This is a genomic window from Metabacillus rhizosphaerae (genome assembly GCF_037201795.1).
Classification (GTDB): Bacteria; Bacillota; Bacilli; order Bacillales; family Bacillaceae; genus Metabacillus; species Metabacillus rhizosphaerae.
Genome location: NZ_CP147403.1, coordinates 2,836,165 through 2,855,851, shown reverse-complemented (window position 1 = coordinate 2,855,851; position 19,687 = coordinate 2,836,165). Strand labels below are relative to the sequence as shown.

27 protein-coding genes are annotated in these 19,687 nt (G+C 32.7%); 5 read left to right on the top strand and 22 right to left on the bottom strand.

Features of this window, described 5'->3' with window-relative positions; all coding sequences use genetic code 11:
• Window positions 1-72: 72 nt before the first annotated feature.
• The 5 genes from WCV66_RS14110 to WCV66_RS14090 form a co-directional block, all read right to left on the bottom strand.
• Entirely contained in the window at window positions 73-582 is a 510-nt protein-coding gene (locus WCV66_RS14110; protein WP_338785777.1) for an AAA family ATPase, read from the bottom strand.
• A gap of 546 nt (window positions 583-1,128) precedes the next feature.
• Window positions 1,129-1,743: a PH domain-containing protein gene (locus tag WCV66_RS14105; protein ID WP_066332725.1), complete on the bottom strand. Its 615-nt coding sequence runs from the start codon at window positions 1,741-1,743 to the stop codon at window positions 1,129-1,131.
• Between the two features lie 51 nt (window positions 1,744-1,794).
• The gene (locus WCV66_RS14100; RefSeq protein ID WP_338785776.1) at window positions 1,795-2,565 is read right to left on the bottom strand and encodes a sporulation protein; all 771 of its coding nucleotides are present in this window, start codon (window positions 2,563-2,565) and stop codon (window positions 1,795-1,797) included.
• Window positions 2,566-2,582: 17 nt separating this feature from the next.
• Window positions 2,583-3,377 (bottom strand): serine/threonine protein kinase, encoded by a 795-nt coding sequence (locus WCV66_RS14095; protein WP_185653507.1) that lies wholly within the window; start codon window positions 3,375-3,377, stop codon window positions 2,583-2,585.
• Window positions 3,378-3,557: a hypothetical protein gene (locus WCV66_RS14090; RefSeq protein ID WP_157094392.1), complete on the bottom strand. Its 180-nt coding sequence runs from the start codon at window positions 3,555-3,557 to the stop codon at window positions 3,378-3,380.
• 160 nt (window positions 3,558-3,717) lie between these two features.
• Between WCV66_RS14090 and WCV66_RS14085 the strand changes: the two genes are divergently transcribed.
• Complete coding sequence (locus WCV66_RS14085; protein WP_338785775.1) at window positions 3,718-4,827, top strand: DUF2515 family protein; 1,110 nt, start codon at window positions 3,718-3,720, stop codon at window positions 4,825-4,827.
• 186 nt (window positions 4,828-5,013) lie between these two features.
• Here the strand turns inward: WCV66_RS14085 and WCV66_RS14080 are convergent, their stop codons facing one another.
• The gene (locus WCV66_RS14080) at window positions 5,014-5,196 is read right to left on the bottom strand and encodes a YozD family protein (RefSeq protein ID WP_066332712.1); all 183 of its coding nucleotides are present in this window, start codon (window positions 5,194-5,196) and stop codon (window positions 5,014-5,016) included.
• Window positions 5,197-5,673: 477 nt separating this feature from the next.
• Here WCV66_RS14080 and WCV66_RS14075 point away from each other — a divergent pair, with 477 nt between their 5' ends.
• Complete coding sequence (locus tag WCV66_RS14075) at window positions 5,674-5,862, top strand: hypothetical protein (protein ID WP_066332711.1); 189 nt, start codon at window positions 5,674-5,676, stop codon at window positions 5,860-5,862.
• On the opposite strand, the gene WCV66_RS14070 is transcribed toward WCV66_RS14075, so the two are convergent.
• The 5 genes from WCV66_RS14070 to msrB form a co-directional block, all read right to left on the bottom strand.
• Window positions 5,859-6,539 carry a hypothetical protein gene (locus WCV66_RS14070; RefSeq protein WP_066332709.1) on the bottom strand — a complete coding sequence of 227 codons (681 nt, stop codon included), beginning with the start codon at window positions 6,537-6,539 and terminating at the stop codon, window positions 5,859-5,861. The two genes, WCV66_RS14075 and WCV66_RS14070, sit on opposite strands and share 4 nt — an antisense overlap.
• A gap of 254 nt (window positions 6,540-6,793) precedes the next feature.
• Window positions 6,794-7,021 carry a YozE family protein gene (locus WCV66_RS14065; RefSeq protein WP_066332704.1) on the bottom strand — a complete coding sequence of 76 codons (228 nt, stop codon included), beginning with the start codon at window positions 7,019-7,021 and terminating at the stop codon, window positions 6,794-6,796.
• A 131-nt stretch (window positions 7,022-7,152) separates the two neighbouring features.
• On the bottom strand, window positions 7,153-7,278 hold the full coding sequence (locus WCV66_RS14060) for a YjcZ family sporulation protein (RefSeq protein WP_066332700.1): 126 nt from the start codon (window positions 7,276-7,278) through the stop codon (window positions 7,153-7,155).
• A 136-nt stretch (window positions 7,279-7,414) separates the two neighbouring features.
• A complete protein-coding gene (locus tag WCV66_RS14055) occupies window positions 7,415-7,792 on the bottom strand; it encodes a VOC family protein (RefSeq protein WP_066332695.1) in 378 nt (125 codons plus the stop codon).
• A 118-nt stretch (window positions 7,793-7,910) separates the two neighbouring features.
• A complete protein-coding gene (gene msrB, locus WCV66_RS14050; protein WP_066332693.1) occupies window positions 7,911-8,867 on the bottom strand; it encodes a peptide-methionine (R)-S-oxide reductase MsrB in 957 nt (318 codons plus the stop codon).
• Between the two features lie 171 nt (window positions 8,868-9,038).
• Between msrB and WCV66_RS14045 the strand changes: the two genes are divergently transcribed.
• Together WCV66_RS14045 and WCV66_RS14040 are read left to right on the top strand one after the other, a co-directional pair.
• Window positions 9,039-9,461: a MarR family winged helix-turn-helix transcriptional regulator gene (locus WCV66_RS14045; RefSeq protein WP_066332690.1), complete on the top strand. Its 423-nt coding sequence runs from the start codon at window positions 9,039-9,041 to the stop codon at window positions 9,459-9,461.
• Window positions 9,462-9,611: 150 nt separating this feature from the next.
• Window positions 9,612-9,857, top strand: coding sequence for a DNA alkylation repair protein (locus WCV66_RS14040; protein ID WP_066332687.1), 246 nt, complete (start codon window positions 9,612-9,614; stop codon window positions 9,855-9,857).
• A 161-nt stretch (window positions 9,858-10,018) separates the two neighbouring features.
• Here the strand turns inward: WCV66_RS14040 and WCV66_RS14035 are convergent, their stop codons facing one another.
• The gene (locus tag WCV66_RS14035) at window positions 10,019-10,825 is read right to left on the bottom strand and encodes an alpha/beta hydrolase (RefSeq protein WP_338785774.1); all 807 of its coding nucleotides are present in this window, start codon (window positions 10,823-10,825) and stop codon (window positions 10,019-10,021) included.
• A 283-nt stretch (window positions 10,826-11,108) separates the two neighbouring features.
• Window positions 11,109-11,240: a hypothetical protein gene (locus tag WCV66_RS14030; protein WP_260445616.1), complete on the bottom strand. Its 132-nt coding sequence runs from the start codon at window positions 11,238-11,240 to the stop codon at window positions 11,109-11,111.
• 322 nt (window positions 11,241-11,562) lie between these two features.
• Between WCV66_RS14030 and WCV66_RS14025 the strand changes: the two genes are divergently transcribed.
• The gene (locus tag WCV66_RS14025; RefSeq protein ID WP_338785772.1) at window positions 11,563-11,763 is read left to right on the top strand and encodes a hypothetical protein; all 201 of its coding nucleotides are present in this window, start codon (window positions 11,563-11,565) and stop codon (window positions 11,761-11,763) included.
• 205 nt (window positions 11,764-11,968) lie between these two features.
• Here WCV66_RS14025 and ypmT read toward each other — a convergent pair whose 3' ends face one another.
• The 9 genes from ypmT to WCV66_RS13980 form a co-directional block, all read right to left on the bottom strand.
• On the bottom strand, window positions 11,969-12,163 hold the full coding sequence (gene ypmT / locus WCV66_RS14020) for a protein YpmT (RefSeq protein WP_066332674.1): 195 nt from the start codon (window positions 12,161-12,163) through the stop codon (window positions 11,969-11,971).
• A gap of 101 nt (window positions 12,164-12,264) precedes the next feature.
• Window positions 12,265-13,386, bottom strand: a complete 1,122-nt coding sequence (locus WCV66_RS14015; RefSeq protein WP_338785771.1) for a S1C family serine protease — start codon at window positions 13,384-13,386, stop codon at window positions 12,265-12,267.
• Window positions 13,387-13,389: 3 nt separating this feature from the next.
• The gene (locus WCV66_RS14010; RefSeq protein WP_338785770.1) at window positions 13,390-14,538 is read right to left on the bottom strand and encodes an FxLYD domain-containing protein; all 1,149 of its coding nucleotides are present in this window, start codon (window positions 14,536-14,538) and stop codon (window positions 13,390-13,392) included.
• Between the two features lie 295 nt (window positions 14,539-14,833).
• Window positions 14,834-15,415 (bottom strand): YpmS family protein, encoded by a 582-nt coding sequence (locus WCV66_RS14005; RefSeq protein WP_066332665.1) that lies wholly within the window; start codon window positions 15,413-15,415, stop codon window positions 14,834-14,836.
• A 7-nt stretch (window positions 15,416-15,422) separates the two neighbouring features.
• Window positions 15,423-16,229, bottom strand: a complete 807-nt coding sequence (locus WCV66_RS14000) for an SGNH/GDSL hydrolase family protein (protein WP_066332663.1) — start codon at window positions 16,227-16,229, stop codon at window positions 15,423-15,425.
• Window positions 16,230-16,443: 214 nt separating this feature from the next.
• On the bottom strand, window positions 16,444-17,037 hold the full coding sequence (locus WCV66_RS13995; RefSeq protein WP_338785769.1) for an SCO family protein: 594 nt from the start codon (window positions 17,035-17,037) through the stop codon (window positions 16,444-16,446).
• A 99-nt stretch (window positions 17,038-17,136) separates the two neighbouring features.
• Window positions 17,137-18,111, bottom strand: a complete 975-nt coding sequence (locus WCV66_RS13990; RefSeq protein ID WP_338785768.1) for a nucleoside hydrolase — start codon at window positions 18,109-18,111, stop codon at window positions 17,137-17,139.
• Window positions 18,112-18,239: 128 nt separating this feature from the next.
• Window positions 18,240-19,082, bottom strand: coding sequence for a DegV family protein (locus tag WCV66_RS13985; protein ID WP_185653509.1), 843 nt, complete (start codon window positions 19,080-19,082; stop codon window positions 18,240-18,242).
• Between the two features lie 274 nt (window positions 19,083-19,356).
• A complete protein-coding gene (locus tag WCV66_RS13980; RefSeq protein ID WP_066332648.1) occupies window positions 19,357-19,608 on the bottom strand; it encodes a DUF2535 family protein in 252 nt (83 codons plus the stop codon).
• Between the last annotated feature and the right edge of the window lie 79 nt (window positions 19,609-19,687).

The following is a 19,687-nucleotide window of genomic DNA, read 5'->3' as shown; positions in this document are numbered from 1 at the left end:
CCTTTACTCAAAGAACTGGTTTGTTGTTGAGATATAGCTAAAAACCCTGACAAAAAAATGTAAGTTAGATCTCTACCTTGCATATTTTTCAACCCAATCCTTTACCTTTAGTGAAACCTTATTAACACTCGTATTTGATGTATCGATCATAACCATTGGTGGTTCATATTCTTTATCTGCATTCTCTATTAACCATTTCGCAAATTGGTTATGCTCCTTTATAAGTTCATTTGACCAGCCTCTTTCAAGCAAACGTTTTTCACGAACTCTATCGTCACAATGGAGGTTTAGGAATAAAATTTGACTAAATTCTTTATAATCCTCACACTTTTTAATTTCCCAAGGCATTTGAGTTCCACACAAAATAGTCATTCTATTACTTTTTGCAATATGACTAGCAATTCTCATCCAAATATTTTTTACTATTTGCCAATCCCCAACGGCATTAGTGAGTAATTCTTCATCTATATCAAAAACATCAAATTCAGGTAAAAGTTCTCGAAGATGTGGCACTATTGTCGTTTTACCACTCCCACTAGCACCTGTAATAATAAATAAAGGTAGCTTAGCATAATCTTTCATCTATTATCATCTCCTTTCAACGTGAAGATTACCTTAAATTGATTTTAATATAATCTTCTCTTACCTACGAGCATATTACACCACATAATTTCCCATTCTAATATTGCCTATCTTAACAATCCTTCAACTATAAATCCTGCATTATTGCTTTATCTAAGGATTCTTTAGAAGCAAAGTTTAGAGGTTCGCAATAGACTTCAATACAATCCCTTATTCAGATATAAAGTGAGGGTTACCACAATTATGGTAACCACAGCAACCTATGATTTTGTTACCATCTTTTCTAGCAAACCTCAACCTTAAACCTTTTTTCCTCAAAACCTAGTTTCCATAACTTGATCAAATTTCATGAGCAAAATATTGATGTACATCATAATAGAGAAATAACTATATATATCGTTCAAACGAAACATGCATTTTAGCAAGAATAATTATTCATTAAACAAGTTGTTGCTTTACTTACATTTCTGGAATTAACTATATCAAAAAGACTGACTAAAAATCATGTCAGCCTTCGTACAACGTTTTATTATGAAAGTGCAACTATTAGTTATTAATGTACTTCTCAAATACTTCACCAAAGTCTCTCTCATGGTATTGTTCACGAGCGGAAGATAGCCAATTAAAACCGAATTCAGTAAGCCCTTTGTATGTATCTGAAAGATTATTATCATCTGTTCGAGCATTTTGTAGAACTGCTACGGCCTTATCTAAACTTTGTGTTGCCATATTTAACATAATCTCATTTTCGAAGGTTATTTCAGAAATACGAATAAGCGCTTTGTATAGATCTTTTAATTGTTCAATTTGATCTTTTCTTACATCAATATCAAATGTTTCACTACCAATTGAAAATTTTATTTCTACATCCATATCGATCTTTCCAGCTGTTTCAAGCGCAACTCCTGAAATTTTACGTTGAGAATATGGATATCGATTCAATGTTCTTTTAGATGATGCCGCACTAGCTCCATCTACGTGTATAACAGCAAGGTTCGTGAAGCAATATTCATCAGCTTTTGTTTTTATTAAAAAGTAGATTTTTTCATTATCTTCATGCATAACATAGTCATCAGCATCCGTTTTATCATAATCTGAAGGCTGAATAATTGTTCCAATATCAGATAATCCTAATGCATCAGCAGCTAATTTTTTAAACATTTAATCATCTCCATTTTTAATAATAGTTGTTATTTTCCACTCTATAATTGTTTAACTATGCTTCTTTAGTACATCATTGAAGGTAGCTTTAATTGTAGGAAGTTCATAATCTTGTATGGTAAATTGAATCAATGATTCATCCATATCTAATGCTTCTGAGAACAAACCTGCTAGTCCCCTTGCGCGACGATCCACTTCCATAATTACTTCTAGTTTAGTTTCATCAATTTGAAAGAAGATCAACTCAATCTCATCGAATTTACCATAATAAGGACCTGAAGTTGGAACAAACTCGAATTCTTGAATAAACGGTAACCTTTTACGAATTTTATAGGGAGCTGCTTCATTTTTAACCTTTCTTAATTTAAAACCGAGTTGTGAAAATACGCTCATTGCTTCCTCGACCATATCACTTGGCAAAATGTCAATCATATCGCGGTCTGTTGGATCAACTGAGCCTTTTATATCTACTCCAGTTTGAATCCACACTTTTGAGGAACCGGTACTTATTGGAGTATCCATCGGGATTTTAATTTTAAAAGGAATGGTTTTTAATTCTTCTGGCATTATAACAAAGGGCTCATTTAGCTTAATTGTTGAAATAACAGCTTGTTTATGAATGATTTTATCATCAGATTCTTTTTCATATGTAGTATTGATAGTTAAGTAGATTTCATCAATATTTTGTTCGATGCTACCACCTTTAATCTCAACAATTCCTTCTGCTTCCTCTCCTACTTTAATTGAAGATTGGGAAAGCTTTGTATCTACCTTAGCTGATCCAATTCCAATACTAGCCAAAACCTTGTTAAAAAATGACATATAACTTTCTCCTCCGTTTAAATGCATTCTTTTACATCATTTATTAATAATTGGACCTCTGCATACGGTTCATCCAGTTGAAGCATTTTTCTTAATACTTTTTTTGCGATGGGTGTAAGTTGTAATTCTTCTTCCCAGCTTCTTTTTTTCTTAGAAATTGGTTCAAAAGACGAATAAAGTAAAAACAATAAAAAATGTCCTAAAGCGTAAAAATCACTTTTAAAGGCAATTTCCCGGTACAATTGCTTTTCGAGATGATTGACTTTTTTCTCAATTAGACTTGTTTGATCTTCTAGCTTTCTTGCAAGTCCAAAATCAATAATAAAGTATTCTTTATCATTTTTTAGTATGTTCGGAATTCTTAAATCCCGATGTATAAACCCGAGTTCATGAATATATTTTACCAAATGTAAGATATGGTAAAGCTCATTGAAAGCTGAAGATTCAGTATATGAAATGTTTTCACGGAAGATTATTTCTTCAAATGTACTTCCCTTTTTATGCTCCATTACAATAAATTGTTTGTTATTCTCTTCAAAATGTTCATAAAAGGTCGGAAATGCTGAACAATTTAAAGTTTTTAATATATTTGCCTCACGTTTAAATGAATTCCGACCTGATTCTTCAAGCATTTTGTACTTCCGTAATTGTTTCAATACAAGAAGATTTCCTTGTTGATCATTCACTAAATACGTGTAACCATAGCTTCCTTTTCCGAGCAAATTTACAACAATATATTTCCCACCAATAAGTTCTGCAGTCTTTAAAGGTTTTTCACTAACTTCTATTAGCTTTGAGTAAATCCTCTTCATTTAGCTACTATAGGAACTAAAGAAACCACTTGATTTATGCTTTTTCTTATAATATTGATGGCCATATTTAGATGGATGATTATAGCCTGATTTTCGTTTTTTAAAATCACTTGAGCTATAACGATTATGGGAATGGGAAGTTTTACTTGATATGAGTGATTTAAGTATTTTGCGTAACATGTTTTATCCCTCTTTTCTGCTTTATGTTTATATATACGAATTAAAAGAACAAAGGTTTCACTTTTACATACAATAATACATCAATTATATCGTGAATTTTTAGCAACAGTCATTTTTTAACATTACAATAAAAGTATAAATACAAAGGATGGCTTACATGTTGGGACTATTAAAAACATTTGCTCCGAATCCAAAGGAATACCCTACTGTACAAGAATCTGAACGGATAAAGCTTTACGAAGAGATAAATCAATCATTAAATAATCTAACTCCTGTCTTCACAACACAAACTGAGCGTAATTTAATTAGAGAAATTTACAAGGAAACAGAACAACATAATGTTAATAATTTAACTAGAACAGAAGCATATCTCCGTTTTTTTTCCAAACATAAAGAAATTCATTGGTCATTTCTTGCTCATATGGTGTCTCGTAATGGTGGATACAGTATGACCGACTTAAAAAGCTCGTTGGTCAGCCATTTTTTTGACAATGAGAAAAGGCAGATAATGTTCGACTTTTTAGAGAGAGCAAATGCGCTAATTTTTTATGATGCATATCTCCAATTACTTTTATACGAAAAAAGCAAGAATGAAAACAGATCATACTTTCACTTACTACCCGCTTTTCATATTTCAAAATTTATGATTCCTATCTGGAACTACTTTCTTTCGTCCTCAAATTCTAGCTTATTAACCTTAGCTCTCATTACAAATGAACAAAATTATGTAGAAAAACACTTAATGTCTTCGCAAACAACGAAAAATAAAATCTTTCATACATTACCATATGTTTTGCAGGAAAAAATGGGTCTTACACATGTAATATTCCCTTATAAACGATATCCATTTTTAAGGTATTATAAACTTTCAGGAATTGAAGTTCATGAATTTTCCTCAGTGTCTGAACGAATTCAAATTGGAAAGCAGCTGTATTCAATTCTGTTTTCTAAGCATCAATATAATTCAATATATAGCTTTGCCAATTACTTTGGCCATAGTGGTTCAAGAAGTGACTATTGGCCACATTTATATACAAAGGATAATCATCATGTTCATAAGATCTATAGTCCTTCATTGCCACATGCATGGAACGATGTATTACATTCATTTCCTACAAAACAAGATTGGTTTACAGATATAGCTCAAATAAAATCTTTCGAAATTGGCATAATGATGAATGAAACAGACATAACAAAGGATGTCAAACGTGATTTAAACATTTTATTGGCGCTTGGTAAATTAAAGTTAACTAAACACAAGATTGGCTAGTATCGTCTAGAAAAAATAATTCAAGATTATATTTAGATCGATAGAAACGTAATTTGAACACACAAATGAGACTGACTTAGTATCAGTCCTTTTTCACACATTCAGTATTATGGGGTTTCAACCAAAATACATAGTGATTAGAATTCAGACGTTCCACTATTCAGTCAGCCTCAATGTTATTAACTATTAATCTTCATTCTCAAAATCTAAATCTTCATCAATAATGCATTTGTTTAGAAGGTAATCAAACGTAATATCCGCTAGTTCTTCTAGCTCACTTTCACCAGGAACATACCCTCTTTTTGTGAGCTCATTGTAAAAGAACTCCGCAATCTCCTCTGTATCAATAATCACTTCAATTTCCTTCACAATATCGCCCCCCTTTTATTGTTTATGTCCTTGTAAAAGGACATATGTCACCTGAAAACATTTAATTTTTCATTAAAGGCTAATCTTAATTAAAACAAGACTTAACAGATCTTTATGGACAGTTACCAACATCCTATTTTCTTAGCATCTCCTGAATCATAAAGTCGGAGTTTTAAGCCTGTTAAACCTTAAAAAATGGCTCTGTTAAAGTTCACTGTTGATTTTGGCACCTTGTTGATTGGAGCGGATATGTGAGACTCCTGCGGGAGTGCGAGTCCAAGGGAGACCCCACAGGTGCAAAGCACCGAGGAGGCTCCCGGACCGCCCGCGGAAAGCGAACGCCTGCAGCGGAAATCAACAACCAAGTTTAACAGAGCCTAAAAAATAAATAATATATATAGAAACTGGAATAAAGAAGGTTTTCTCTCATATAGATAGATTTAAGTGGACAAGCATTCTTAATTAGGAGTGGATAGTATGTTAAAAGCGGATTATCAGAATGGAATAATTGAAAAAGAAAGAAGATCAAATCACAATATTCTTCAGTTTATTGATGGACCAGGATTTGACAAGCTATTACAATTTTTAATTAGAGGATTATTTCTCGGGATGATTGTTTTTTGCATACCATACTTTTGCTTTCTCTTAATTACCTGTTTTTTTTAATTATTACTATCCGTTTCTCGATATCTTCGAAGACTTTTTAAAATTAAATCCATCATTTCTTTATATTCAGGCTCTCCAAACATTTGATAAAGTGCCTTATAATCATTGTAGATATCAAGTAATTCATCAATCATTTTATTCTGCTCCTGTAGCCCATTTCCTACTTCATCGGTATCTGAACTAATATGATTGCTAATCATTGCCTTAAAATATCGACCTGTATCTGTTTTCGTGTTATTAAGATGAAGTTGTTGCATAAATGTTTCAGCGTCTTGATTACTTATCATTAGGCTCATCTCATCTTCGGTAGCTTCCAGCCATTCACCATCAGACATCCTTGTCAATTCATATGTTAGTTCTTCCCATCCATCATCAGCATATCGCCAAACCTCTGTTCTAATGCCCACGATTCGGAATAATGAACTACCATATCCTTTAACCAGGACTATATCTCCAATTTGATAAAGAACATCAATGCTAATCTGTTCCGTTTCGATTACTGAACCATCATAATCGGAATATAATTGAAGAGCGCTTTCAAAGTATAAAATTTCACTATGATTTACTTCGTACACAAAGTGTTGGTCAACTTGATGTAGCTTCGTAATTGTCCCAACTGTTCCATACATAATAATCACGACAATGTCCCCTATTTTATATTTTGGTCTATTTTTCATCGCCCATCTCTCCTTTGTCGTGATTATGAAGGATAGGATAGTATATGCTGTATTTCTTATTTCGTCATGGGCACTTTTTGGATAAGAAGATGAAATTGATAGTTCGTCCATTCAAAAAGGCGGTAGTTTATATAAACTGCCTTCTATTTTTACGAAAGCATAAAAAATTAGTTTTCAAAAACGGAAATTTTTTTTTGAAAGTAAAAAGACATAAAGTGTCTTGTCAAAGATGGCCTTATGTCTTTTATTGATATTTATATTTGTTTTAGGATTTCATTTTGATAACGATCCCATGCATCATCAAATACTGACATACTTTTTAAGTAATGCCCATTCATCTCTAAATATGAGCTTAACTCATCATAGCGATCAGAATTTCTAGGAAAACCATGATCAAGATATGCATCATTTGCAAATTTTGCAATATCATCCTTTGGCTTAGGATGACGATATTTCATTAAATAATGATAAAAGGACTTCAAGTCTCATTCCCCCATAGACAAGATTTTTTTATTATAGCTTTTTAATGGGTAGATTGAAACCCTTAGCCTAATTCTAAATAAATCCATCGAAAAAAAGAGCCCCTATATGGAGCTCTAAGCCATTAGTTTGTTTATCGTACGTAAGCCGCACCTACGATAATTAACAAGATGAAAAGGACAACAATTAAAACGAAGCTATTACCAGTACCGTACCCAACGTTTCCACAAGGATATCCGTGATCATAGTAGCAATGCATATTTATCCACTCCTATTATCCTAATATTAGATTTCTCTTTACTTTATGTCATGGGTGGGTTGTATTGCATGTGCATTCGCCTATTTTAAACGAAAAAAAGTTACACAACAATGTGTAACTCAAAGTAAAACGATTTTTACTTTTCAAAGAACTCGATCCATTCCTGATCAGGACCTCTAAAGAAAATGTATTTTGCGCCATTTGGAAGGACTGTAATATCTTTGCTAATCCATTCAACACCTGCTTCATCAAGTCTCTTTTGTTCCTTCTCAATATTTTCAACTTTGAATGCAACATGATGAACCTTCCCTTCAGCAGGAAGATCGGCATTATACCCCTCAATAAATTCAACAATAATTTCCTCATTTACACCTAAAAAAGCAAGCTTTTTATCCCCATCAGTATGTAAAAATTGATCAATTAACGTTAATCCAACAACTTCTTGATAAAATGTAATTGATCTTTCAATATTTGCTACTTGTATTCCTACATGTTCAAAGCCAAGAACAGTCATCTCCAGCAACTCCCTCTGTATTTTTAATCAAATGTCTATATTATATTACACATAATCAATTATCTTACAATTTATCATAAGACAATTTTGTAGTCACCTCATTTACGTTAATAACCAATTATTCAAATAAACGAGTATACTGCCCGTATCCTTCTCTTTCAAGATCTTCTTTTGGAATAAACCTTAGGGCAGCTGAATTAATGCAATAACGAAGTCCATTTGGTCCTGGACCATCGTTAAAAACGTGACCAAGATGAGAATCAGCAGTCTTGCTTCTTACCTCTGTCCGAAGCATGCCATGTGTTGTATCCATTTTCTCAATCACTTCTAATTCCACGATCGGTTTTGTGAAGCTTGGCCACCCACAACCTGCATCATATTTATCTGTCGAGCTAAATAATGGTTTTCCAGAAACAATATCAACATAAATGCCATCTTCCTCATGATTCCAAAACTCATTTCGGAAAGGTGGCTCAGTTCCGTTATTTTGTGTTACTTCAAATTGAATTGGGCTTAATACTTCTTTTAATGCATGTTGATCTTTGCCTTTCCAATACTGTTCAATGAATTTATCTCTACCTGAACCAGTCCGATATTGCTTATATCTAGCAGTACTTTTTTTATAAAAATCCTGATGATAACCCTCTGCTGGATAAAATGGCTTTGCTTCTACTATCATTGTAACGATTGGTTTTGAAAATCTTCCACTTTCCTCTAGTAATTGCTTTGATTTTTCAGCTAACTGTTTCTGTTCCTCTGAATGATAGAAAATCGCAGTTTTATAAGATTCCCCACGATCGTGAAATTGACCGCCTGCATCTGTAGGGTCAATTTGCTGCCAAAACAATTCTAATAGGCTTTCATATGGAAAAATTTCAGGCTGAAATGTAATTTGAACTGCTTCGAGATGTCCTGTAGTATTAGAACAAACTTCTTCATAGGTAGGATTTTCTTTTTCTCCACCGGTATAGCCAGATATCACACTTACAATCCCTGGAAGTTCATCGAATGGTTGTACCATACACCAGAAACATCCCCCAGCAAATGTCGCTAATTCTAATTTGTCCTTACTCATTATGTAACGCCCCCTTTATAGTGGTTGTCTATATTATATATCAAGAGATAAAACGGATGAAAGTAAACTGATTTTCAATTGGAAAGCCCCTGAATTGTAAATAACTTGACACAATCATAAAGATTCCTTAGTCTTAAAAAAGAATATATTGTAGGTTCGGAGGAAATTAGCTTGAAAAGTCGGCAAGATAAAATGTATGAAATGGAAGCACTCATGCGACATGTTTATAAGAAATTACGACAAGAAATGAACCAGGTTTACGATAAAGAAATGTCAAGAAATGAGTTTTTCATTCTCAAAACACTCTATGAACAAGGTTCAAGAAAGTCATCAGACTTATCAAAAATGCTAAATGTATCAGCATCCCACATTACTGCAGTAACAGATTCTCTAATTGAAAAGAGCTGGATACAGCGTGTTCGATCTGTTCAAGACCGTAGAATTGTTGACCTTCATTTAACTGAAGAGGGTAAAAATACATTAGAATTATTTGAAAAAAAGAAGACTGACTTCTTATTACAAAAATTCAATGATTTTAGTGACCAAGATATGGAAAATTTCATCACCTTATTTAATAAACTATTAAACGCTTAAGAATTCAATTAAATATATGAGAAAAAGGCTATAAAACCAAACTATGCAAGGTTCTAACATCGCTTGAATAGTGACTTATTATAGCTTTTTTACATATTTCCCACAAAATCGCACAAGCTAGTATTTAATATACTAGGAGGTGTAATCCGTATGTCAACCCCTTATTTATGTCCAAACTGCAAAACAAATCGTTCACGGTTTAATATTATTGAACAACATGTTAAATCGGTTAAATTAAATCCTCAAACTGGAGACCTTATTGAGGAATTAGAACAAGCATCTTTAGACCCCTTCCATGTAGCTTATAATGGACCTCAATATAAGGTGCAATGTGGCGTATGCGGTCTTATTGAGGAAGAACTAACATTTATTAAAAGAGCTCAGCTAAAACAATAAACTATGTTATAAAGAACTTAATTGTCACCAAGACCTAATGTTTGAAACTTTTATTATTCTTATACACTTAAACTAAACTACCTTAAGAATATAAATTCTAAATTATTACAAAAATGCCCCTCAATCAATGTAAACAATGTTTAGAGAGGGGCTACAGTTTATTATCTTTTACTATCAGTAATTGTTTGTAAATAATGTAGTAAAACATCAACTAATTGGTCAGGTTGTTCAAGCATGGACATATGTCCACAGTCTTCAATCACAACATGATTTATAGTTGGTTTTTCAACAGAAAAGGCACGGTCTAATGGAATAAGTTGATCTTCTCTACCTGCAACTAAAAGAACTGGCACTTCGAGACTTCTTAACACATCATTTCGATCAGGTCTATTTTTCATCGCATCAAGTGCACATATTGCACCATAATCAGATGTTTTATAACCAATGCTTTTCACATAATCTATTTCATTCTTTCGTTCATTTGCATTCTTGACTGAAAAAAGCTTTGGTATTAAATCATTAACAAAAGGAACGATCCCCTCAGCTGTAATTTTTTGAATCCCCCTGTCTCTGTTTACTTTTCCTATTTCTGTATCAGGAAACGCAGTTGAATGCACTAGAGCCAAGCCAGAAAGTTTTTCAGGATGTTTTTCTGCAAAGGCAAGACCTATATATCCTCCTAATGAATGACCTACTAATGTTGCTCGATCAATTTGTAAAGAATTTAAAAGGATCGAAATATCTTCTGCCATCTCTGCTATTTCATAACTATCCCTCGGGGTACTCGATTCCCCATGACCCCTTAAATCAATTGTAAGAACTCTGTTTTTTTTCACTAAATGTGGAACGATATACTTCCAATAATTGTGATTACCACAAAACCCATGAATTAATACTACACAATGACCTATACCTTGGTCCATGTAAGAAATCATATTATCCCCTACATTATGAGTAAATCGCTCCATCATTCACCCTCCGAGTTCAAATGTAAACTTTTATCAGTTCAACGGTAATCGTAACAAACATTTTGTTTGAACTCAAATATTTTTGCATGATAAAGCAAAATACATCTAAAACCTTTAACTACAGCTGAGGGATTTGAAAACTATTTAAAAGATTAATTACATACGTAATAACACCTATGAAGGAATTCAGAGTGTTATTACGCAATTCACAAAATACTTTTAAATTTGATAATTGGCAGGAGGTTGAACTTCTATCATTTAAGGAATCTCCTGATCCTACTATTCATTCACTATTCTGAGTTGAATTAAAAAAGATTTCTTTTTCATCTTGTTGTTTTTTCTTGTGTTTCTTCTCCTTTTGTTTCCCCATCTTTCCATCTGATTCATAACTTAATTTTTTCGACTTACCTTTCATATTTATCCTCCTAAAAAGAATGTTAATCATTATTCTCTCCCTTACAGGAAGAAATATGTTGAATGCCCTTAAATAGTATATCTTCTAAGAATCATAAAGCAAGACTACCGACTGATCAAAAAACTTAGAATCTATCTTTCTACCTGACTTTACAATAATTTACTGTAAATTTTGTTAACATATTTTATCTGTATTTTAATTTTCTAAAGAAAATGTACAGTTTTTGTAAAAAGAGTATACATGCCCGCATTTTCAATTATTATTAGATTGAGCCAGCTGGTTCAAAAAAAATCACTCATTCGTTACATGGGAGGAATAATCAATGAATAAGAGCTTGTTATTGAAAGTTGGAGCATCATTACTTGCTGTATTTTTAATGGCTGCATGTAACAACGCAGAGGATACTGAAACAGAAGACACAAACACTGAAGAAACAGAAACTGAGGAAGGTACCGAAACTGAAGAAGAAACTACTGAAGAAGGTACTGAAACTGAAGAAGAAACTACTGAAGAAGCTGAATAAATTCTTAAAACCAAACAAGTTATTAGGTACTTAAGCTAAGCAACCATCCAACATGAAGGAAATACTATGTATTGCTTAAAACCCTGCTTCAAGCAGGGTTTTGCTCTAAATATAGAGTACAGGATCGCTGTGCAGAATAAATTAGCGAAATTTCCGACATCATTTCCTTCAAAGGAAAAATGAGAGGTTCTGACCTCCCATTTTTTCAACTATTGTTCTTTTGCTTTTCGTCTTTCATATGCCACAAATAAACGGCTATACTTAAAAATAATGTACTGTATCCAATATTCAAATATACTTCATCCATGTTTTCTGCAACAAGTTGCTGATAAGCAACTCCACCAAAAATTAGTGAGATTAATATCGCTACGATTCCAAATAAAACAAATTTGTTTTTCATATAAATGATCCCCCGCATCTTCATTTTCATTCACCAGAAATTCACTATCGTGGTATAGTATAAACACCAAATAAAACCTTAAATGTCGCCAATGAACTGGATCAGTCCAATTTTTTCTCTATTATGATTTTAGCTTGGTCATTTTCGTAAGCAACTTCGTAGTTTACTTTATAGGTTTTCGAAACCTGTTCCTCTCCATTTCGTTCTAAAGAGGTTAATATAGCTTCGACAAAAACCTTATTTTCTTTGTTCTCTTTCTTTAATTCATCAATGCTTATTGAAATAATATTCAAATATTGACTTCGAAATGTATCATAATCCACATTTGATTGCCATTGACTACCTAAAAGCGAATATGCGGTAACAAAATCGCGGAAATTTATACTTTCAATAAAATAGCTAACTAGATAATCAGATGTCTCTAGCATTTTATTTTCGTCTATTTCAGCTAAATCGTCAATAGCTGATGTTACAGGAAGGTTTTTCATAGGTGTTTCAGACCAAGAATTAACTAGTGGAAACACAGAGTTTATAGGGATACTAAAGCCAATGTTTCCTTGTTCTATACGAGCCGAGTTTATTCCAACCACCTTACCAGTTTTACGATCAATTAGTGGCCCACCACTATTCCCAGGTGCGATTGGTGCCGAGATTTGATATACATTCTCATAAGTATACGATTCAACATCTAATTCTCTGTCCGTTCCACTGATAATTCCTGTTGTTACAGTATTTTGATAACCTAATGGACTACCTAAAGCTAAAATTTCATCACCTATTTCTAATTTACTATTAGATGATAATATCAAAGGTTCAATATCCTTTAATCCATCAACTCTTACAACAGCAACGTCAGTTTCTGTACTAATCCCAATAACCTTACCTTCATAGCCTTTTGCATCAGTTGTCCTAATTTTTACGATTTCCGAGCCATTTACTACATGTGCATTCGTAATGATATCACCTTTATTATTATATAAAAACCCTGATCCAATCGATCCATCATCTAGCTCAACCATAACAACCTTCTTCTGAGCCTCTCGAATAATTTCCTTTAAATCAGGAACTACTTGTTCCTTGCTCGTATTATTATCTTTTTTTAGAATTAATGATTCAGAAAACACATTTTCAGCTGTTTTATCTTTTATATATATATAACCAATACCACCACATATCCAAATAAGAACGGATACTATGATACTACGAATCAATTTTTTATTCATAAATTATCCTTTCTTCTCTTCAAGTAGCCAGGATATATTATTAATGTTTACTTTCGCATTTTCTTTCGCTGAATATGTAACATGCTCAAATTCCCCTGTTTGACCAGGCACTAGTTTGTTTGGAAATACATTCGTTTTTCCTTCTTCTAGTTTTTTCCCGCTCTTATCTACTACAGTAAATTCAATAATAATTGAATGAACAGTCTCTGTACCGCTATTTTTTACAATACCATCAATATATGCATCTCCATATTTGTCAACCTTTAAATTAATGCTCGTAACTTGAACGGCTTTTGTGAGGTTACGTTCTTCTTCTTTTTTAGCAGCTAATATAGCCTTCTCTATCCGTTCTTGCTCTGCCTTTTCAAAGGAAGACTTTTCCTCTGTTATTCTATCTTTTAAGGATAAAAGCTTTTCATTGTTCACAACATATTGAAGTGCTTCATCTATTACATTAAAGGCTTGATTAAAATGCTTATTCTCAAGATTTTGTTCTGCATTGGTAGCACTAATCATCACCATCTTTGTGTAGATTTGTTGCTTTAACTCTGAGGCTTCTTGTAGTTCTAAAGAATATAAGGTTGAAAGCTTATCTGCAAGTTCATCAATTGTCGTGAGTTTATTAATTTCTTCTTTTATTTCGCCAACTTTTACACTTGTTTCTACCTGCTCTATTTGATTTGTAAGATTGATAAATAATGGAGAGCTATTTATATTAACTTGTCTCCTTAAAAGGTTAATCTCTTTTTGCGCGTCATCAAAGTCCTCATTCATAATTTTCTTTTCTACACCAATTAACTCTTCATTTAGCTCTTTAATTGATATAATCATTTCTTTTTCTTTCTTTAATATATCGTAATCATTACGATATGATAGGCCTTGTTCGATATATTCTAATGCTTTATCATATTCTCCTGCTAACGCTTTTCTTTCGGCATTTTCTTGAAAAACTAAAACCTTTTCGTTAATTTTTGATTCATAGAATTCCACAGAAAATAACAATATAATAACAATTATCAAGCTAATAATAGGTATGAGATAGTATACCTTTTTATTATTTATTCCTACATGCTGATTGAGCTGTTTACCACAATTTGAGCAGTAGTTAGCGTTATTTTCTAAATGATTGGCTCCACAGTTTATACAAAACATTAAGAAATCCTCCTCTTTTCTGTGGTAAAGGGGACGGAGCACCACAATCTAGTGTTTTTTAGTATCTATATCCCTAAATACAATCAATCTATTTTTCATTTAAGATAAACATGTTTTTAATGCACCAAACTATTCGACATATATATTGTTTAGTATACATGTTTCGTCTTCTTCATACTAGGTTATGAATACAGGGTAATTCGTACCATTTTCTAAATAAGAGAGTGTGAATATCTATAACTAAAAATCAAAAAGAGAACTAACATAGAAGGTGTTAGTCCCTTTTGTATCTATCTTATGGTAAAGGCACAAACAATGTAAACGTAATATCATCTTTTTTTAGATTGAAGCTTTCTGCACGAGCACTTAAACCACTTTTTAACGTAAGTTCATCAAGGTTGATATCAATTTCTTTTTTACTGGAGTCAATTACTACATAATTTGGAAGATCATAATTGGTACTCATATATTTCAAAACATATGATATCGGTAATTTTAACCTGCCTATTGATAATTCCTTTACAAATAATTGCATATTTCCATCGGATTTAACTTTAGGTTCGAGAATTAACGTCATATCGATATCTTTATTAAATGCTTTTATAACTCCATATACATTTACATTTTCCTCTAACTCGACTCGATATTGTAAGTTTTTTTGATCTGTTTCTTCTTCTAGGTAATGATTAATTAAGTCTGTTAACGACTTTTTTTCTGTACTTATAAGAAATGGTATTAATACATCTTCACTATTTTTGTCCGTTTTCACTTCTTCAATCGGCTTTTCACTAGGTATTAGCAACGAAGTCGTAACAAAAATGATGAATAATACATTTATGATAATTAGTACAAGAAAGGATAGTTTCCATTTATTCATGAAGCACTCACTCATTTCTCACTGTTGAATCTTGATAAATCTCATTTTCCTTTAATGCATCATAAACTTTGTCTGCAATTAAAGAATACCCACTTTGATTAGGATGAAACTCATCTTTATAAAGAAGTCTTTCATCACTCTCCGTGGAAAACAATTGATCCACCGATACATAGACGGCCCTTTCATCTTGTTTTATCATTTGTTGAGTTGCTAAATTCCATTCGTTTATAATCATATCTATTTCAGTTAATTTAGGTAGCATATATTTAAACGGATTATACAAGCCCACATAGACAATGTGTGCAGATGAATTAAGCTCTCGCACTGTAGTCAGGATAGTTTGAAATCTATTTTCATAGTTTTTCTGTTCTTTACGAAACGGTTCAAAATCAAGAGATAAAATGTTATTGCGAACAACACTCATGATATCATTACCGCCAATCGTCATAACAATTATATCCGCATCTTTTATACTAGCTATTACTTCTTCTTCCTTCAGCTTTTTTTGAAGATTACTAGTTTTATGTCCTCTTACTCCATAGTTATCCACTACTACTTCTCTAATATTTTCTTGTTGTTCTAACTTCTCCCTAACCATACCAATGTATCCACCTTGATTCGATTCATCTCCTACTCCTTTTGTCAATGAATCACCAATCCCAACTAGTTTTATTGATGAGGGAACGAACTCTTCAGATGGTTCAGCTTTTTTTGTCAATGTAACAGGTTTTGATTCAAGGTTTGAGCTTTGTTCAGACATACAACCTGTTATCAATAGACACATACTACTAACTATTAACATTTTTCTAATCATAAAATCACCCTGCTATTTGGTCTAGGGACAAAGTATATCATTATATTAAGTGCATATTTTAGTAAAAAAGATTCCCAATGGAATCTTTTTTGCGTAATCTAACTATATTTATCCTTTTTAAACGGGTACAAAAACCTATATTAGGAGGTGCCGATATTCTCCGAGGAAGGACATAAGGCTGGGATTAGCAAACCAAAAGACATTGCACCTTAAGTTATTTTGTTAAAGCTTTAATATCAGTTATTATTTGATCATAAGGTGGCTGATCAACACCATTATAATCTTTCATAACAACTCCATTTTGATCGATTAAGTAAAAGCTAGTTCCATGAACAACTTGATCAGAATTACTTGGTTTTTGAACAATTGTTTTAAAGCTTTCCATAGCGAATTCCTGAATTTCCTTTTGTGTGTATCCTGTTAAAAAGCTCCAATTTTCAAAAGAAATTGAATAAGGCTCAGCAAACTCCTTTAATTTTTCAGGTGTATCAATTTCCGGATCAACGCTGAAAGAAATAATCTTCGCATCTAATCCCTCTGCTTTTATCCTCTTTTGTATCTCAGTCATATGCGCGGTCATAGGTGGACACACTGTTTCACAGCTTGTAAAAATAAAATTAGCAATCCAAACATCACCTTTTAAATCCTTTAAAGAAACATTTTGACCGTCTTGATTTTTGTATTGAAAGGACTGTACCTCATAATTAAGCGGATCTGCTATTGGAGATGAATTACCACATGCTGAAATAAACAGAAGTACAAGCGCAAATATAGAAAATAATAATACATGTTTAAATTTCTTCTTCATTAATCTTCACCCTTCGTTTTTCATCGACAAATAAAAGTGTATCAAATTACCTGGTGTAATTAAAGGCAAAGCTTGTGAAGAATTCATGACAACATGACATTAAAAATCCAGTTCGCTTTTAAAGGTTCTAATAACATCTGAAATAAAGTAATCATAATCAAAACGAATCGCTATAGAATGTATTGGGAATTTTGCTAACTCTTTATAAGGTCTAAAATCACCTATACTCAATCCTCTAGCATCACCATTACTCGTATCAATTTTTACTGGCTTTTCTATAAATTGAAATGCATCATGATTAACAGTTGCCCATAGAGCTAAAAGGTCATGCATTGGTCCACCTGTTATAGATGGATCTCTTTTTTTATACCAATTTGAATAGTAATCAATCATCGGCTTTAACATTTGACCAATCTTGTCGTCAGTTTCCTTCGTAAATACATCCAACTCATTTAACTTACTTTCGGGAATAATCGCATAATTTGTAATATTTAAGGGAAAGATCTTTACATTTTCAGCATACGTAAGAACAAGGTTTGCTGCATAATGATCACTATAAAAATTAGCCTCAGCTACTGGTGATGCATTACCTGGATATAAGAATGCTCCACCCATAATATATATTTCTTTAACTTTTGACATTAGATTAGGATAGAGGACAATTGCAGTGGCTAATGATGTTAATCTCCCGGCATTTACAATGGTAAGCTCATGTTCGTATTCGGTAATAACTGAAGAAATCTGATGGAAATTTTCAAATTCAGATGGGGGTTCCGCTTTTATTTTTGGGTAAATGGGACCCATTCCATATTCACCATGGATTTCAGGAAAATAAGTCGGATCCTCGCCTGTTAATGGTCGAACTGCACCACCAATTATCGGAATATTTGTTTTGTCTGTTATTTCTTGAATAAATGTTGCAGTTCTCGTTGCATTCTCTTTTGAGATATTTCCATAATCGACAACAACACCAACAATATCAACTTTTTCACTATAATAAGCAAAAAGTAACGCGACAATATCATCAATTCCAAAGTCTCCAATAAAAAGAACTTTTTTCTTAATAATATACACCACCTCCAACATGCTTGTGTTTAATTAAATTATATGTCATTAAAACCCAGTTATTGCAAAACTCATTTTCTTTCAACATTTTTTCTGGGCCTAAAAAAGGGACTAGCATAATTTGCTAATCCCTTTTATTACTCAGCAAAGAACATAAAACCTATTGCACCAGGTCCTGTGTGTGTTGAAATAACTGGAGTGGTAAACGAAATATCAACAGGACAATTTGGGTTAATATCCGCAATCGCTTGTTTTAGCTTTGAGGCTAAGTCAAATGCATCTGCATGGGCTATCCCTACAGCTTTTACTGTTTTACCTTTTACATCATCAGCAAATTGCTTTACGAGATATTTAATTGCTTGTGACTGACTCCGTACCTTGCCAATTGGTGTATATACGCCATCCTGGAGGCTAGCTATTGGCTTAATATTCAATAATGATCCTATTAAAGCTTTCCCCCTACCAATTCTCCCACCCTTAACAAGATTATCTAGGGTGTCTACCGTAATATAAAGTGTTGTATTTTTGCGAATTTCCTCTACTCTTTGCAAGATTTGTTCTTTTGTATATCCTTTCTTAGCCATTTTTGCTGCTTCTATAACCTGAAAGCCCAAAGCTTTAGAAATAAACATCGAATCCACTACTGTAACGTCTGCAGCTGACATCTGTGCCGCTCCCTGAGCTGATTGCATTGTTCCGCTCATACCTCTCGTCATATGGATCGAAATAATTGCGCTACCATCTTTGCTTAAATTGTCATATACCTCTAAAAATTTCCCAGTAGGCGGCTGCGAGCTTTTGGGAAGCTCCTCTGATTGTTTCATCATTTTAATAAACTCACTAGGTGTAAGATCTACGCCGTCTGTATATGTATTGTTATCAATTGTAATTGATAATGGTACAACCGTAATTTCATATTCATCAAGAATTTCTTTACTTACATCAATTGTGGAGTCTGTTACGATTCTAACATTGCTCATTTCATCACATCCCTAAAAATACTATCTCTTATTATACATTCTATCTATTATGATTCAATGTATATAATGGCTGATTCCATATAGGATAGTGAAACTTTTATGATATTTTTCCACATATGTTATCATCACATTCACAACTACGAATTGTAATAAAAAGATAATTAAAAGTACAAAAACTCTCAAGCTGATGGATGTGTCCGTACCATAGAACATAAGAAATTATCAATTAATGCACAAAAAAAACCAGATTTCTCTGGTTCAGTTGAAGGTTTCACTATGCATTGTTTTTTAATATATAGGTTCCAAAAATCGCCTCATAATCAGGCCATTTTATCACCTTTTTCAAATAATCTTTAAATGAATAACTACTTTTTGGTTGTTTTTGGGCATAAATAATTGTTAAAAATTTTTGTAAACGGATTTGAAGCATGAAACGGTATTTGTTATCTTCCTCCAATACTGGGATATCAGTAATTTTTACCTTCTGTCCACTCATCAGCTTGAACTCTAGGCTTTTTAATAACAAGTTATCAATCCTCTTTTTTACCCGTTTCCTATATTATAACCCAATATTTAAATGAAGTCTGTCTAAAATTGTCACATAA